This is a genomic window from Caballeronia sp. ATUFL_F1_KS4A, assembly GCF_023630905.1.
GTDB lineage: Bacteria > Pseudomonadota > Gammaproteobacteria > Burkholderiales > Burkholderiaceae > Caballeronia > Caballeronia zhejiangensis.
The window spans coordinates 279,824-294,321 of sequence record NZ_JALQEB010000029.1; the positions used below are offsets into that span (position 1 = coordinate 279,824).

Below are 14,498 nucleotides of genomic sequence, written 5' to 3' on the forward strand. Positions count from 1 at the left end.
AGCGTTGTCTACTTTACCACCGCCGCCGGCGCATCCGACTTGACCGAGACCGGCGCGGGAAGCGCCGCTTCGACAGGCCGCGTTTCATCGACCGTGGTTCTGCCGCCATCGCGGAAGAACGCCTGTTCCGCGGCCTTGTTCAGCACGAGAATACTGATCCGCCGATTCGTCGGCTCGTCGACGACATCCTTGTTGAGCGGCAGCACGTCGGACAGTCCGCGCACTTGCAGCACCTTGCTTTCCTTCATGCCGCCCGCGACGAGCGCGCGCCGCGCGGCATTCGCCCGTTCGCTCGAAAGCTCCCAGTTCGAATAGCCCGCCTGACCGCCGGAATAGGGCACCGCATCCGTATGCCCCGCGATCGACACGCGGTTATCGACATCGTTCAGCGATGCGCCGATGTTCGTCAGAATCGTCGTCACATAGCTTTCGAGTCTCGAACTGCCCGATGCGAACATCGGCCGCTTGAGCGAATCGACGATCTCGATACGCAAGCCTTCACTCGTGATCGCGATGCGAATCTGATCCTTGTACGCGCGCAGCGCAGGCGTCTGCTCGATGAGCGCCATCAGCTTCTGCTTGAGTTGCTGCAGCTTGCGCAAGTCGTCCATTGCAACGGCAGCGCGCGCGATCGATTGCGGCACCGGTTGCGTCTGGGTCTTGTTGCCTTCACCCGGACGCGTGCTCGACAGATCCCTGCCGCCGCCCGCGATGACGCTCGTATGCGCCGACGCGCCGCCATCGTTGCCGAACAATGCGGAAAGCGGCGTATTGAAGTATTGCTCGATGCCTTCCTTGTCGTACTTCGATGTCGATCCGAGCAGCCACATCAACAGAAAGAACGCCATCATCGCGGTGACGAAGTCGGCGTAGGCGATCTTCCATGCGCCGCCATGATGGCCGTGTCCGTGCGCCTTCTTCTTGCGCTTGACGACGACAGTCGGCGCAAGCACGGACTGCAGCGGATCGCGTGACGGTTTCTCAGCCATGTGCGTTGGTCCTTTGCGTACCCGATGTCATCACGAAGCCGCCTTCGGCATCTTGGTGGCACGAACCGCGTCGTCGAGTTCCTTGAAGCTCGGACGATCGGCGGTGAAGAGCACCTTGCGGCCGAACTCGACCGCGATCGTCGGCGCATAACCGTTCATCGATGCGAGCAGCACGGACTTCACGCACTGGAACGGCTTCGCTTCGGCCGCGCCCTTCGCGTTGAGCAGGTCCGCGAGCGGGCCGATGAAGCCGTACGCCAGCAGAATGCCGAGGAACGTGCCGACGAGCGCACCCGCGATCATCTCGCCGAGCACGGCGGGCGCGGCGCCGACCGAGCCCATCGTGTGCACGACGCCCATCACCGCGGCGACGATACCGAACGCAGGCAGGCCATCGGCCATTTTCTGAATGGCGTTCGCGGCGATCGAGCTTTCGGTGTGGTGCGTGTCGAGCTCTTCGTCCATCAGATCCTGCATTTCGAGCGCGTTGACATTGCCCGCCGACATCATGCGCAGATAGTCGACGATGAAGTCGAGCAGATGATGATCGGCCATGACGTGCTCGTACTTCTGAAAGACCGGGCTGGACTCGGGCGCATCGACATCGGCTTCGAGCGCCATCATGCCTTCCTTGCGCGCCTTCTGAAGCAGTTCGTAGAGCAATGCGATCAGCGCGAGATATTTCTCTTTCGTGTAGCCGCCGCCCTTGAACGCCTTCGGAATCGATTGCAACGTTTTCTTGAGCGTCGCGGTCGGATTCGACACGACGAACGCGCCGATCGCCGCGCCGAAAATGCACAGCAGCTCGAACGGTTGCACGAGGGCCGCGAGGTGGCCGCCGACGCCGACGAAGCTTCCGATCACCGAGCCGATGACCAACAACCATCCGATGATGACAAACATGATTTCTCCGCAAAAGTCCGGGCGCCGCGGGCCGTGCGTGCTCGGGATTGAGACGCGCACGGCTCGCGACGCATTGTTCGCTTGTTGTTGGACTTATCGGCGCGAAAGTGCCGGAGATTTAGGGTGTCGCGCGCAAGTTTTTCTTCGCAATGTTTGCGGCGTAAATGTTACGTTCGTGGCGCCGCTTACTTCGCAGGTAATGGATCGCGTGATCATGTTTCGTCTAACATCGGTTGCATGAACTCGACCCTCGTACATCCGGCCGTTCGATCGGACGTCGGCGCGCTATTGCGCGAATGGCGTCAGCGCAGGCGCATGAGCCAGCTCGATCTCGCAGGCGTTGCGGACGTGTCCACGCGTCACCTGAGCTTCGTCGAATCGGGCCGCTCGCTGCCGAGCCGGGACATGCTGATGCGCCTCGCCGAGCAACTGGACGTGCCGCTGCGCGAGCGCAACACGCTGCTCGTCGCGGCCGGTTATGCGCCGGTTTATCGCGAGCGCGCGCTGGCCGATCCGCAACTTTCCGCTGCCAGGCGTGCTGTCGATCTCGTGCTCAAAGGGCATGAGCCGTATCCCGCGCTCGCGGTCGATCGTCACTGGACGATGATCGCGGCCAACGCGGCTTTCGCGCCGCTCGTCGCATCGGCGGATGCGCAATTGCTCGTGCCGCCCGTCAACGTGCTGCGGCTGTCGATGCATCCGCAAGGTCTCGCCGATGCCATCGACAACTGGCACGAGTGGCGCGCGCATCTGCTCGCGCGCCTGCGCCGGCAAATCGACGTGTCCGGCGATGCGACGCTCGTCGCGCTCTTGGCCGAACTGGAGGCGTATCCCGCGCCGCGTCACGCGACCCACGAGCCGCGCGGCGAGACCGATCCCGTCGTCGTGCCCTTGCGTTTGCGCACGCAGCACGGCGTGCTGTCGTTCTTGAGCACGACGACGGTTTTCGGCACGCCCGTCGACATCACGTTGTCGGAGCTTGCGATCGAAGCCTTCTTTCCCGCCGACAATTCGACCGCCGCCATCCTTCGCGAACTCGCCGACGCAAGACGTTGAGCTTGCGTCGCGCCGCGCATGCTTACAGAATTGAACCTAGTCGACATGCGCGGATCAATGAGAAAGCAGGCTGCGCGCCGCATGGCGCGCAGCCTGTGTCAGCTTTTGTCCAACCAACGCGGAAGGCAGCGATGATTCAAACATTCGAACAAGTGATCGGCGGGCAAACGATGCAGTTTTGCGCCAGCATCGCGGAGGGCGGCGGGCCGCTGCGCGTCATCATCAGCCGTGCGGATTCGGCGGAATCGCTCGTGATCGTCGAAGCGGACGGCATCATCGGCGCGATCAAGGCCGAAGTGGGAGCGCCCGATACGCTCGTCGCCGATGCCGTTCGCAAGGCGCAGCAGGAAGCGCTCATCGAGCGTGCGCTGGAAACCGGCGCGGTGCAGACCACTAGCCTGTAACGCTCTTCGTCCACGAGCATCAGTAAGAATGCCCGCGCCGCTTTCAAGGCCGCGCGGGCATTGCTTTATGCGCGCGATGGCCGCCCGGCGTTCTACATGCGCGGTTCGCCGTTTTTCGGATCGGCGGGCACCATCGGCGTCGCGGAATCCGGGCCGTCAGGCATGTCCGGATCTTCGGGGTTCGGCGCGGCGTCGGGATCGAGCAGCTTGTCCGGGTCCGGTTCGAGCGGCTCCTCGGGGGAGCGGGGCATTGTCGACATGGTGTTGTCCTCAAAAGATTCGCGGCTTTACCTGGGCGTTGCAACGGCCGTTCCCGACGTCCGTCTCTAAGTAACACGTTCTTCGGCGTTCGCGCTCGCCGGATTGTTCACATGACGCGCGATCGACGCGGCGCACAACAGAAGCGCGACGGAGATCGCCGCCGACCAGCGCACCGCATCGACGATCTGGTGCGCGCTCGCCGCGCCGTCGCCATGAGCCGCGAGCGCGCCGAACGCCGCGACGCCGATCGCGCCCGCCGCCTGCCGCGCCGTGTTGAGCACCGCCGACGCCGTGCCCGCACGCGGCTGGCCGACGGTGCCGAGCAGCGCGGTCGTCATCGCCGGGACCGCGAGTCCCATCCCCGATGGAATCAGCAGGAACGGCACGAGCAGCGCGGCCGTGGGCGTCGTCGCATCGACGAAGGCGAGCGCGGCGAAACCGGCGGCGTCGAGCAGCGCGCCGAAGATCATCGGGCCGCGCGAGCCGAAGCGCGCGACGACAGGGCCGCTCGCCAGGTTCGAGATCAGGAATCCGCCCGTCAGCGGCAGGAACGCGAGGCCGGTCTGCAAGGGCGTGTGACCGAGCACGCGCTGCAAATACAGGCTCAGCACGAAGACCATTCCATAGTAGGTGAGATTCACGCCGATACCGAAGGCCACGGCCGCGCTGAACGTGCGCTCGGCGAAGAGCGACAGCGGCAGCATCGGCGTGCGGCTTTCGCGCTCGATCGCGATGAACGCGCCGCCCGCCGCCAGCGCGAGCAGCAAAGCGCCGATGACGAGCGGATGCATCGGTCCGAGCGGGCGCAATTCGATCACCGCGCCGACGAACGAGGCGAGCGCGACGATCCCCAGCGCCTGGCCGGGCAGGTCGATGCCGCGCGCACGACCGGCATCTTTGGGTCGCGCGTTTTCTATCCACGCGAGCGTCGCGACGATGCCCGCCGCGCAGATCGGCAGATTGACCCAGAAAATGCTGCGCCAGCCGAACGCCGCGATCAGCACGCCGCCGACGATCGGCCCCGCCGCGATCGACACCGCGCCCGCCGCCGTCCACAAGCCGACCGCTCGCGCGCGCAGACGCCGGTCGTGGCCGCACGCCGCATTCAGCAGCGCGAGCGAGTTCGGCAGCATCGCCGCCGCGCCGACGCCCTGCAAGGCGCGCGCGGCGATGAGTTGCGTCGCGTCGCCGGAAAAGGCGCACGCGAGCGACGCCAGCGCGAAAAGCGCGAGTCCGCCGACGAACATGCGCCGCGCGCCGAAGCGGTCGCCGAGCGAACCGGCCGAGAGCATGAGCGCGGCGAAGGCGAGCGCGTAGCTGTCGATGGTCCATTGCAGGCTCGCGACGCTCGCACCCAGATCGTGGCCGATGCGCGCGAGCGCGACATTCACGATCGAGACATCGAGTTGCGAGACGACGAAGCCGACGCTGGTCGCCGTCACGGTGAGCGTCTGCCGTGCGGACAGACGCGTTTCGGATGAAGAAAGATTCGAGTTCATGCCGGCCATCGTAGGCGCGCGGCGCGGCCGATGTTTCGGCGTGGGCCGAAACGTGAAAGCGCAATGAAAAATGGCGCACCGCGTGAACGGTGCGCCACTTCGCGTGTGGAACGCTAACGCCGGATCAGCGCGCCTGCTTGATGAACAACGTCGTCAGCGCGCCGACCGCGCACAGTGCGCCGACGTAGATCGCGGGCGCCATCGGGCTCGATTTCATCATCAGCGAGACGACGATCGGCGTGAGTCCGCCGAACACCGCATACGCGACGTTGTACGAAAACGAGATGCCGGAGAAACGCACGGCCGCGGGGAACGACTTGACCATCACGAACGGAATCGCGCCGATCACGCCGACGAAAAAGCCCGCGAGCGCGTACCACGGCAAAAGCGCGGAGGCATCGGCCGCGACCTGCTGGAACATCATCCAGTACGTGACGGCGAGCGCCACGCCGCCGACGAAGATCGTCTTGCCCGCGCCGATGCGGCCCGCGATCGCGCCCGCCAGCACGCAGCCGATCGTGAGACACAGCGTCGCCGCGCAGTTCGCGACGAGCACCGTCGCCGGCGCGATGTGGAACTGCTTCTGCAGCAGCGTCGGCGTCATCAGGATCACGACGACGATCGCGGCGGAAAGCATCCACGTCAGCAGCATCGACACGATGACGGCGCGGCCGTGATCGCGCAGCACGGCCTTGAGCGGAAGTTCCGCGGCGAGCGACTTGCGCTTCTGCAACTCGGCGAACACCGGCGTTTCATGCAGCCAGCGACGCAGATACACCGAGCACAGACCGAAGATGCCGCCGAGCAGGAACGGCAGGCGCCACGCGAAATCGGCGACTTCGGCCGGCGCGAACGCCTTGTTGATGCCCGTGGCGATCAGCGAGCCGAGCAGAATGCCCGCCGTCAGGCCGGCCGTGAGCGTGCCGCACGCATAGCCGATATGACGCCCCGGCACATGCTCCGACACGAACACCCACGCGCCCGGCACTTCGCCGCCGACCGCCGCGCCCTGCATCACGCGGAACACGAGCAGCAGGACGGGCGCCATCAGGCCGATCGACGCGTACGTGGGCAGGAGGCCCATCAGGAGCGTCGGCACGGACATCAGCAGCACGGAAAGCGTGAACATGCGCTTGCGTCCGAGCAGATCGCCGAAGTGCGCCATGATGATCCCGCCGAGCGGGCGCGCGAGATAACCCGCCGCGAAGATGCCGAAAGTCTGCAATTGACGCAGCCAGTCAGGAATCGACGGCGGAAAGAACAATTGGCCGATGACCGGCGCGAAGAACACGAAGATGATGAAGTCGTAGAACTCGAGCGCGCCGCCGAGCGCGGCGAGCGTGAGCGTCTTGTAATCGCCGCGCGTGAGCGCACGGCTGGCCGCGCGCGGGGCGTCGGACAGAGGTGTTGCCTGCATCGGAAAAGAACCCGTAAGTGGAAAAGCCACGCATGACGCGCGGTAGAACGAGGCTTTGCCCTGCGGGAGTGACTAAACGCGCCGGGTGGACGCGAAGCGAAGGCCCGGGCGCGGAACGCGAACGATCCGGGCCGGAAGCCAGCGGGCGCGGATTCGAAAGCCGCTGCCCGTCATCCGCGCTGCGCGATGCGACGGACAGTCGCGGCGCAGCTTGCTACGCGACGTCTCGGTAAAACGGCGGAAGCGGGAACTTTTGAGCCAAACACGGCATGTTACAGGATGAAAGCGCGCGCAAAAGCGAAAACCCGTTCTAATTTCGAGATGGTTGCGCGCATCAGACGCCGCCCGTTCCGGGCGCTACGCAGTCACATGCGTTGACAATTCGGATGAGTCCGATGGGAAAGGGTCGCATCGCTGCCCAGAATTCGCAGCTTGTAAATCCCCGTCTCATCCCGCGACGAGACGCCCGGCGGGCGCCGCAAAACGGCCTCCGCTTCATGTCCCTTGGACTCATCAGGTAAGACACTATGCGCGTCGCCGTTTTGCAAACCGACCCCAGTTATCGAAATCTCATCAGCGATGTCGTCAAACGACTCGGCCACACTTGCGTGACTTTCGGCGATGGCCTCGTGCTGTCGAAGGCGCTGTCCCGCTCCACGGTCGATCTGCTGATTCTCGACTGGAATTCCACGGGCCTCTGCGGCCTCGATCTGCTGAAATCCGTGCGCTCGAGCTTCGGCGAACGGGTGCCGGTCATGTTCGCGACGCCGGACGGCGCCGAACACAACGTCGTCTGCGCGCTCACCGCCGGCGCGGACGATTTCGTCGTGTATCCGATCCGGCCGGGCGAGTTCGGCGCGCGCGTCGAAGCGCTCTTGCGCCGCGCGTATCCCGCGACGTCGAGCGCATGCCTCGAAGTCGGGCCGTATCGTTTCGACGCACGCCAGCAAACCGTCACCGTGCGCGGCAAGCCGGTGCAGTTGAGCGGCACGCAATTCCGCCTCGCGCAGCTTTTCTTCTCGAACATCGGGCGCGTGCTGTCGCGCGATCATATTTTCGCGATGGTCTGGGGACGCGAGTTCCGCGAAACGACCCGCACGATCGACAGCCACGTTTCGCGCCTGCGTCTCGCGCTGGAAATCGAGCCGGTCAACAACTTCCGCCTGCAGCCGGTGTACAAGAGCGGTTACCGTCTGCTGCATCTCTACGATGAAGGCGCGGATTCGGATGGCGGTCTCACCGATCCCGCGCCTGCGCAGATCGCGGCCTGAAGCCCATCAAAAAGCAAATGCCGCCGGTTGACAAACCGGCGGCATTTTTCATTTCGCGCGCGTCTTAAAGCGCCGGCAATGCGGGGCGCGTCTCGATGCTCCGGCGAATCAGCGTTTCGACTTCCTTGCGCTCATCGCCGGCGAGCGGCAGGCGCGGCGGACGCACCGGCTCCGTGCCCAGGCCGACGATCGCCTCGGCGAGCTTGATGTTCTGCACGAGCTTGTGCGACACGTCGAGCGCGAGCAGCGGCGCGAACCAGCGATAGATCGCGCGCGCTTCCTCGACACGCCCCGCGCGAATCAGCTTGCTGATCGCGACCGTTTCGCGCGGGAACGCGCACACGAGACCCGCGACCCAGCCGTGCGCGCCCATCAGCATCGCTTCCATCGCGAGATTGTCGACGCCGCAAAAAATCGCATAGCGGTCGCCCGTTTCGTTGATGAGATCGGTGATGCGGCGCACGTCGCCGCTCGATTCCTTGATCGCCGCGAACTTCTTGTCTTCGGCAAGTTCGGCGAACATCTTCGGCGTGACATCGACGCCATAAGCGAGCGGATTGTTGTAGACCATCAGCGGCAGCGGACTGGCATCGGCGACCATGCGGAAATGATTGAGCGTCTCGCGCCGGTCGGACAGATAACGCAAACCCGGCAGCACCATATAGCCCGCCGCACCGTGGCGCGCGGCGCGCTCGGCCTGGCGGCAGCCGTCGAGCGTGCTGTTCTCGGCGATCGTCAGGAGCACCGGCACGCGGCCGCGTGCGGCGTCCACGGCGATGTCGAGCACGTCGAGCTTTTCGTCCAGCGATAACGTCGATGCTTCGCCGAGCGAGCCGCACACGATGATGCCGTCCACGCCCGCTTCGATCTGCGCGTCGATGTTCTTCGCGGTCCACGCACGGTCTATGCTGAAATCGGCGTTGAACTTGGTGGTCACGGCGGGCATCACGCCTTCCCAGATATGCGTCACGGCGGCTCTCCGAAATTGATTGGACGGTACGCAGTGTAAGCACCGAAAAATCAGGCGTCTTGCATGATTCGCGCGCGCCGCGTGCCGATTTCGGCATAGCCGTTTCGCAGCGCGAAAAGCCCCTCCGGACGACCTTCGATTATGCCGATTTCGTCATCCAAACCGTCCAGCCGCGTCAAGACGCCCGGCGTAAGCGTTTCTACGATAGCGGCATGAAAACCATCGACATCATCGACTCGCATACGGGCGGCGAACCGACGCGCCTCGTGATCGCGGGCGGCCCCGATCTGGGCAACGGCACACTCGTGCAACGGCTCGACGCGTTTCGCACGCGCTTCGATGACTGGCGCCGCGCCATCGTCACGGAGCCACGCGGCTCGGACGTGATGGTCGGCGCGTTGCTCTGCGAACCCGACGATCCCGCAGCCGCGGCGGGCGTCATCTTCTTCAACAACGTCGGCTATCTCGGCATGTGCGGGCACGGCACGATCGGGCTCGTCGCGTCGCTCGCCCATGCGGGCAGGATCGCGCCGGGGCGGCATCGGATCGATACGCCCGTCGGGCCCGTCGATGCGACGCTGCACGAGAACGGCAGCGTCAGCGTGCGCAACGTGCCGGCGTATCGGCATCGGCGGGCGGTATCGGTCGATGTGCCCGGCCACGGCACGCTCACCGGCGACGTCGCGTGGGGCGGCAACTGGTTCTTTCTCGTCGCGGATCACGGTCGCGAACTGGTGCCCGCGCGCATCGCCGAGCTGACCGCGTTCACGGAGGCGATCCGCGATGCCTTGCATGCGCAGGGCATCACCGGCGCGGACGGCGCGTTCATCGACCATATCGAACTGTTCGCGGATTCGCCCGTCGCCGGCGTCGACAGCCGCAATTTCGTGCTGTGCCCGGGCAGCGCCTACGACCGTTCGCCGTGCGGCACCGGAACGAGCGCCAAGCTCGCGTGCCTCGCGGCGGACGACGCGCTCGCGCCGGGCGACATCTGGCGCCAGGAGAGCATCATCGGCAGCGTGTTCGAGGGCAGTTACGCGCTCGACGGCGACGCGCTGATCCCGACGATCACCGGTTACGCGCACGTCATGTGCGAAGGACGGCTCGTGTTCGACGCGCGCGATCCGTTCATCAAAGGCATATGACGGCGGACGTGATCGTCGTCGGCGGCGGGATTGTCGGGGCGGCGTGCGCAGCCGAGCTTGCCGCGCGCGGCATGACGGTCGATGTGCTCGACGCGGGCGGCATCGGCGGCGGCGCGACGGCGGCGGGCATGGGCCATATCGTCGTGATGAACGATTCGCCCGCCGAATTCGCGCTGGCGCGGGCTTCGCGCGAACTGTGGCTCGCGCTCGGCCCGCAACTGCGCGAGCGCGATGCGTTCTCGCGCTGCGGCACGCTCTGGATCGCGGAAGACGACGAGGAACTCGACGCCGCGCGCGCGATGCGCGACGCATTCGCCGCGGCGGGCGTGCGCGCGCATATGGTCGACCGCGCCGCGCTGCGCGAATCCGAGCCGTCGGTGAGCCACGCGATGCAAGGCGGCCTGCTCATCGACGACGACGCGATCGTCTACGCGCCCGCCGCCGCGCAATGGCTGCTGGCGAGTTCGACGCGCATTCGCGTATCGACCGGCTGCGCGGTGCATTCCGTCGACGCCGCCGGCGCGCACGCGCGCGTCACGCTCGCGAATGGTGAACGACGAACGGCTGCGCACGTGGTCATCGCCAACGGGCTCGCCGCGCCGGATCTGATCGCGGGCCTGCCGCTCGAAGCGAAGAAGGGGCATCTGCTCATCACCGATCGTTATCCGGGCACGGTTCGTCATCAGGTGCTGGAGCTCGGCTATATCAAGAGCGCGCATCACGCGCGCGGCACGTCGGTCGCGTTCAATGCGCAGCCGCGTCCGACCGGGCAAGTGCTGATCGGGTCGTCGCGTCAATTCGGCACGCTCGATCCCGCCGTCGAAATGAACGTGCTCGCGATGATGCTCGCGCGCGCGACGCGCTATCTGCCGGGAATCGGCGGGCTCGATGCGATTCGCGCGTGGACCGGTTTTCGCGCCGCCACGCCCGACGGCTTGCCGCTGATCGGACCGGCGCGTTTCCCCGGCGACAGGCTGTGGCTCGCGGCGGGTCACGAAGGGCTCGGCGTGACGACGTCGCTCGGCACCGCGAAACTCCTCGTCGCGCAGATGCTCGGCGAGCCGCTTGCATTCGATATGCCCGACACGAACGCTTTCTCCCCGCAACGATTCGCGCCGGAGCACGCCGATGGCTGAGCGCGTGCGCGTCATCATCGACGGCGAATCGCTCGACGTGCCCGCGTTCGCGACCGTCGCGGCCGCGATCGCGATGCGGGGCATTCGTGGCACGCGGCGCTCTGTCACCGGCGAGCCGCGCGCCGCGCTGTGCGGCATGGGCGTGTGTCACGAATGCCGCGTGACGGTCGATGGCCGCGCGCATGTGCTCGGCTGTCAGACGCTTTGCCGCGACGGCCTGTCGATCGAGACGGCGCGATGAACATCGAACGAGTGGACATCGCGATCGTCGGCGCGGGACCGGCGGGCTTGAGCGCGGCGCGAATGGCGGCGCGAGCGGGCGGGCGCGTCGCGCTCATCGACGACAATCCGCGCGCTGGCGGCCAGATCTGGCGGCAAGGTCCGACGCAAGCGCCCGCCGCGCCATTGCGCCAATGGCTCGACGAAACGCGCTCGCACGCGAAGCTGATCGTGATGAACTCGACGAAGGTCGCGGCAGCGCCCGGCGACAAACGGCTGCTGCTCGAACGCGACGGCGCGCCGCTCGTGCTCGCGTATTCCAAGCTCATCCTCGCGACCGGCGCGCGCGAGCGGCTGCTTCCTTTCGACGGCTGGACCTTGCCCGGCGTGACCGGTGCAGGCGGCTTGCAGGCGCTCGTCAAAGGCGGCATGCCGGTGCGTGGCGAGCGCATCGTCGTGGCGGGCAGCGGGCCGCTGTTGCTCGCCGCCGCCGATACCGCGCGTCGTCACGGTGCGCGCGTCGTCGCGGTCGTCGAACAGGCGCCGTTCGCGCGGGTGGCACGATTCGTCGCGTCGCTGGCGCTGACGCCGGGAAAGCTGGCGCAGGCCGTCGCGCTCGGCGTCGCGTGTTACCGGACGGGCAGCGTCGTCGTGAAGGCGCATGGAAGCGCGCGCGTGGAGGCGGTCACGATCCGCACGCGCGGGCGCGATGAAACGCTCGAAGCGGATCGCATCGCGTGCGGTTTCGGACTCGTGCCGAACACGACGCTCGCGCTCGCACTCGGCTGCTTGACGGACGAACGCGACGGCGCGATCCACGTCGACGGCGCCCAGCGAACCTCTCAGCGAGACGTATTCGCGGCGGGCGAATGCGCGGGCATCGGCGGGATGGAACTCGCGCGCGTCGAAGGCGCGATCGCGGCGCAGGCGGCGCTCGGCGTCGCCATCGATGCGCGTTTGGTGCGCGAACGCGATCGCTGGCGTGCCTTCGCGCGACGCGTCGCACGTACGTTCGAACTCGGCGCCGACGCCCGCGCGATGCCATCGCCGGACACGTTGCTGTGCCGCTGCGAGGATGTTTCAATCGGCGAAGTCGCCTCATACGCAAACTGGCGCGATGCCAAATTGCAGACGCGTTGCGGCATGGGGCCGTGTCAGGGGCGCATCTGCGGCGAGGCGGCGTCGCTCCTGTTCGGATGGCCGCGCGCGGTGGCGCGTCCACCGTTCGCGCCGGTTTGCATCGACACGCTGATCGCTGCGGGCGAACTGACCGAAACGCGTCATTTCTAGTGGGGCCAGCGCCAATTTTGTCCGCGTATTGGCGCTCCTATAATCGGTCGCCAGAATCCATCGAGCGCAACCGACACCCGCACGCATGACGATCGCACCACCTCCGGCATCGACGCTCGCCGACATGCTCGCGCATTTCGCGCTGCTCGCGCCGGTTTTCGACGCGATGCCCGACATCGTGTTCTTCGTGAAGGATCGCGAGGCGCGCTACGCGATGGTCAATCGCACGCTCGCGCGCCGCTGCGGTCACAAGGACGACAAATCCGCGCTGCTCGGCAAGACCGCCGAGGACGTATTCCCGCGTCGCTTCGGGCGCATCTACACGGCGCAGGATCAGGCGATCATCGCGCAGGGACATCAGCTGATCGATCAGCTCGAACTGCATCTGTATCCGGGGCGCGAGCCCGGCTGGTGCATGACGTGCAAGCAGCCGCTGCACGATACGCAGGGACATATCGTCGGGCTCGCGGGCATTTCGCGGGATCTGCAAGCGGCCGAAGGCACGCATCCCGCGTACAGCCGGCTCGCGGCGGTCGTGCAGCACATTCAGGAAAATTACGTGCAGCCGCTCAACATGCGGCAGCTCGCGCAGATGGCGAACATGTCCATCGCGCAACTGGAGCGCTACTTTCACAAGGTCTTTCATCTGACGCCGCGCCAGGTGCTGTTGAAAACGCGGCTCGACGCGGCCACTGCGCTCCTCGTCTCGCAGGAGAAAGTCACCGATGTCGCCGCGCTGTGCGGGTACACCGATCACAGCGCCTTCACGCGCCAGTTCAAGGCGACGGTCGGCCTCACGCCGAGCGAATATCGCGCGCTGCTGCAGGCGGGCACGTCGAGCGCCTCGCGCCCCGATTCCATCCGCGAGACAAACGTCTGATGGGAAAACAGGGCACGGCCGATGCCGGAATTACACGATCGTGCGCGTGTGACGAGCGTTTGGGCGAGGCGGATCGGCCGGGAGGCCCGCGCGACGCGGCGCTTGCGGCGAAAGATGCAAACCGGTCCGGTTTTTGCTCTTTTAGGCACGCTGCAACCGGGCGATTTTTCGCGTCGGCGCAGTCACAAACCGCGAGGCGTTCCGCACCGGCGTACGCGCGGCATAAAAAACGGTGCGTTCGGAATTCCCGCCGCGTTCTCGTGTCAATTAGTGCGCGCTACCGCGCGCGCGGCGGAAAGAGCTGGAGACCGACGCGAGAATTCCGTTTTTGGCAGTAGAAAAGAACATCATGAACGAAGTGGCAAGACTGGGGCATATGCGGATCGTCCTCATCGAAGACGATCCCGAGAGCAGAGCGTCGCTGCAGACGTTGCTGGAAGAAGAGGGTGCCGAAGTCATCGCCGTAGCCGACGCCGAAGACGGCGCGCAAGCGGCGATCGAGCATCTTCCGGATGCGGTGATCTGCGATCTCGACCTTCCCGAGATGGACGGTTTCTACCTCGTCCAACGTTTGCGGGATCACGAAATACGCGGAAATCTGCCGCCGTCCGTGGCGATCGCGCTGACGGGGCACGGCGGCGAGGAATACCGATTACGCAGCATCGGCGAAGGCTTTCAGCATTTCATGACGAAGCCGGTGCATCCCGACGAACTCGTCACGCTGATCCAGGACGCGGCTCGGGCCCGTGTGGTGATGTGATGTGATGTGAGTCGCGCGGGCCGCCATCGACGGCGGCCCGGAACGCCTAGGACCGGTCGCGGTTGCGCGCCCGCGTCGCGCCCGTGATGACGGCGATGCCCAGCATGATGACGGCCACGATCATGATCGTGTGCTGCGAGACGTGCATCGCCACGAGCGCCCACGACACGCCGCCAATGAAAATCAGCCAGCCTACGAGATAAATGATCAGCGTCATCGACTTCTCCTTTTTCGTTGTGTGTTAGAAATCGTTGCGCGGCCTTCATCGAAGGGCCGTATGCTTTCGACGCCCGGCCGC

General features: G+C 65.9%; 16 protein-coding genes. 9 read left to right on the forward strand and 7 right to left on the reverse strand.

All coding sequences use genetic code 11. The features are described from left to right. Positions 1–8: 8 nt before the first annotated feature. Positions 9–989 carry a flagellar motor protein MotB gene (gene motB, locus NCS03_RS16490; RefSeq protein ID WP_008353578.1) on the reverse strand — a complete coding sequence of 327 codons (981 nt, stop codon included), beginning with the start codon at positions 987–989 and terminating at the stop codon, positions 9–11. 30 nt (positions 990–1,019) lie between these two features. Next, entirely contained in the window at positions 1,020–1,892 is an 873-nt protein-coding gene (gene motA, locus NCS03_RS16495; protein WP_008353577.1) for a flagellar motor stator protein MotA, read from the reverse strand. 237 nt (positions 1,893–2,129) lie between these two features. On the opposite strand from motA, the gene NCS03_RS16500 reads away from it, so the two are divergent. Together NCS03_RS16500 and NCS03_RS16505 are read left to right on the forward strand one after the other, a co-directional pair. Next, positions 2,130–2,948, forward strand: a complete 819-nt coding sequence (locus NCS03_RS16500; RefSeq protein ID WP_250529406.1) for a helix-turn-helix domain-containing protein — start codon at positions 2,130–2,132, stop codon at positions 2,946–2,948. Between the two features lie 131 nt (positions 2,949–3,079). Further along, positions 3,080–3,352 carry a hypothetical protein gene (locus tag NCS03_RS16505; RefSeq protein WP_250529407.1) on the forward strand — a complete coding sequence of 91 codons (273 nt, stop codon included), beginning with the start codon at positions 3,080–3,082 and terminating at the stop codon, positions 3,350–3,352. Between the two features lie 92 nt (positions 3,353–3,444). Here NCS03_RS16505 and NCS03_RS16510 read toward each other — a convergent pair whose 3' ends face one another. From NCS03_RS16510 to NCS03_RS16520, 3 genes are all read right to left on the reverse strand, one after another. Further along, positions 3,445–3,612 (reverse strand): hypothetical protein, encoded by a 168-nt coding sequence (locus NCS03_RS16510; RefSeq protein ID WP_008353574.1) that lies wholly within the window; start codon positions 3,610–3,612, stop codon positions 3,445–3,447. 66 nt (positions 3,613–3,678) lie between these two features. Then, on the reverse strand, positions 3,679–5,121 hold the full coding sequence (locus NCS03_RS16515; protein WP_250529408.1) for an MFS transporter: 1,443 nt from the start codon (positions 5,119–5,121) through the stop codon (positions 3,679–3,681). Positions 5,122–5,236: 115 nt separating this feature from the next. Then, positions 5,237–6,529 carry an MFS transporter gene (locus tag NCS03_RS16520; protein WP_250435671.1) on the reverse strand — a complete coding sequence of 431 codons (1,293 nt, stop codon included), beginning with the start codon at positions 6,527–6,529 and terminating at the stop codon, positions 5,237–5,239. 527 nt (positions 6,530–7,056) lie between these two features. Here NCS03_RS16520 and NCS03_RS16525 point away from each other — a divergent pair. Next, complete coding sequence (locus NCS03_RS16525; RefSeq protein ID WP_008353569.1) at positions 7,057–7,800, forward strand: response regulator transcription factor; 744 nt, start codon at positions 7,057–7,059, stop codon at positions 7,798–7,800. 64 nt (positions 7,801–7,864) lie between these two features. Here the strand turns inward: NCS03_RS16525 and NCS03_RS16530 are convergent, their stop codons facing one another. Beyond that, the gene (locus tag NCS03_RS16530) at positions 7,865–8,770 is read right to left on the reverse strand and encodes a dihydrodipicolinate synthase family protein (protein WP_008353567.1); all 906 of its coding nucleotides are present in this window, start codon (positions 8,768–8,770) and stop codon (positions 7,865–7,867) included. 212 nt (positions 8,771–8,982) lie between these two features. Between NCS03_RS16530 and NCS03_RS16535 the strand changes: the two genes are divergently transcribed. The 6 genes from NCS03_RS16535 (at position 8,983) to NCS03_RS16560 (ending at position 14,200) form a co-directional block, all read left to right on the forward strand. Further along, the gene (locus NCS03_RS16535) at positions 8,983–9,915 is read left to right on the forward strand and encodes a 4-hydroxyproline epimerase (RefSeq protein WP_250435672.1); all 933 of its coding nucleotides are present in this window, start codon (positions 8,983–8,985) and stop codon (positions 9,913–9,915) included. Beyond that, positions 9,912–11,051, forward strand: coding sequence for an NAD(P)/FAD-dependent oxidoreductase (locus NCS03_RS16540; protein ID WP_250529409.1), 1,140 nt, complete (start codon positions 9,912–9,914; stop codon positions 11,049–11,051). Before NCS03_RS16535 ends, NCS03_RS16540 begins: the two co-directional genes overlap by 4 nt. Beyond that, the gene (locus tag NCS03_RS16545) at positions 11,044–11,292 is read left to right on the forward strand and encodes a 2Fe-2S iron-sulfur cluster-binding protein (protein ID WP_250459846.1); all 249 of its coding nucleotides are present in this window, start codon (positions 11,044–11,046) and stop codon (positions 11,290–11,292) included. The genes NCS03_RS16540 and NCS03_RS16545 overlap by 8 nt, the downstream gene beginning before the upstream one ends. Beyond that, positions 11,289–12,560, forward strand: coding sequence for an NAD(P)/FAD-dependent oxidoreductase (locus NCS03_RS16550; protein ID WP_250529410.1), 1,272 nt, complete (start codon positions 11,289–11,291; stop codon positions 12,558–12,560). Before NCS03_RS16545 ends, NCS03_RS16550 begins: the two co-directional genes overlap by 4 nt. 85 nt (positions 12,561–12,645) lie before the next feature. Further along, the gene (locus tag NCS03_RS16555) at positions 12,646–13,440 is read left to right on the forward strand and encodes an AraC family transcriptional regulator (RefSeq protein WP_008353561.1); all 795 of its coding nucleotides are present in this window, start codon (positions 12,646–12,648) and stop codon (positions 13,438–13,440) included. Between the two features lie 349 nt (positions 13,441–13,789). Continuing rightward, complete coding sequence (locus tag NCS03_RS16560) at positions 13,790–14,200, forward strand: response regulator (RefSeq protein WP_051079069.1); 411 nt, start codon at positions 13,790–13,792, stop codon at positions 14,198–14,200. 46 nt (positions 14,201–14,246) lie between these two features. Here the strand turns inward: NCS03_RS16560 and NCS03_RS16565 are convergent, their stop codons facing one another. Beyond that, complete coding sequence (locus NCS03_RS16565) at positions 14,247–14,417, reverse strand: hypothetical protein (RefSeq protein WP_008353559.1); 171 nt, start codon at positions 14,415–14,417, stop codon at positions 14,247–14,249. Positions 14,418–14,498: the final 81 nt, after the last annotated feature.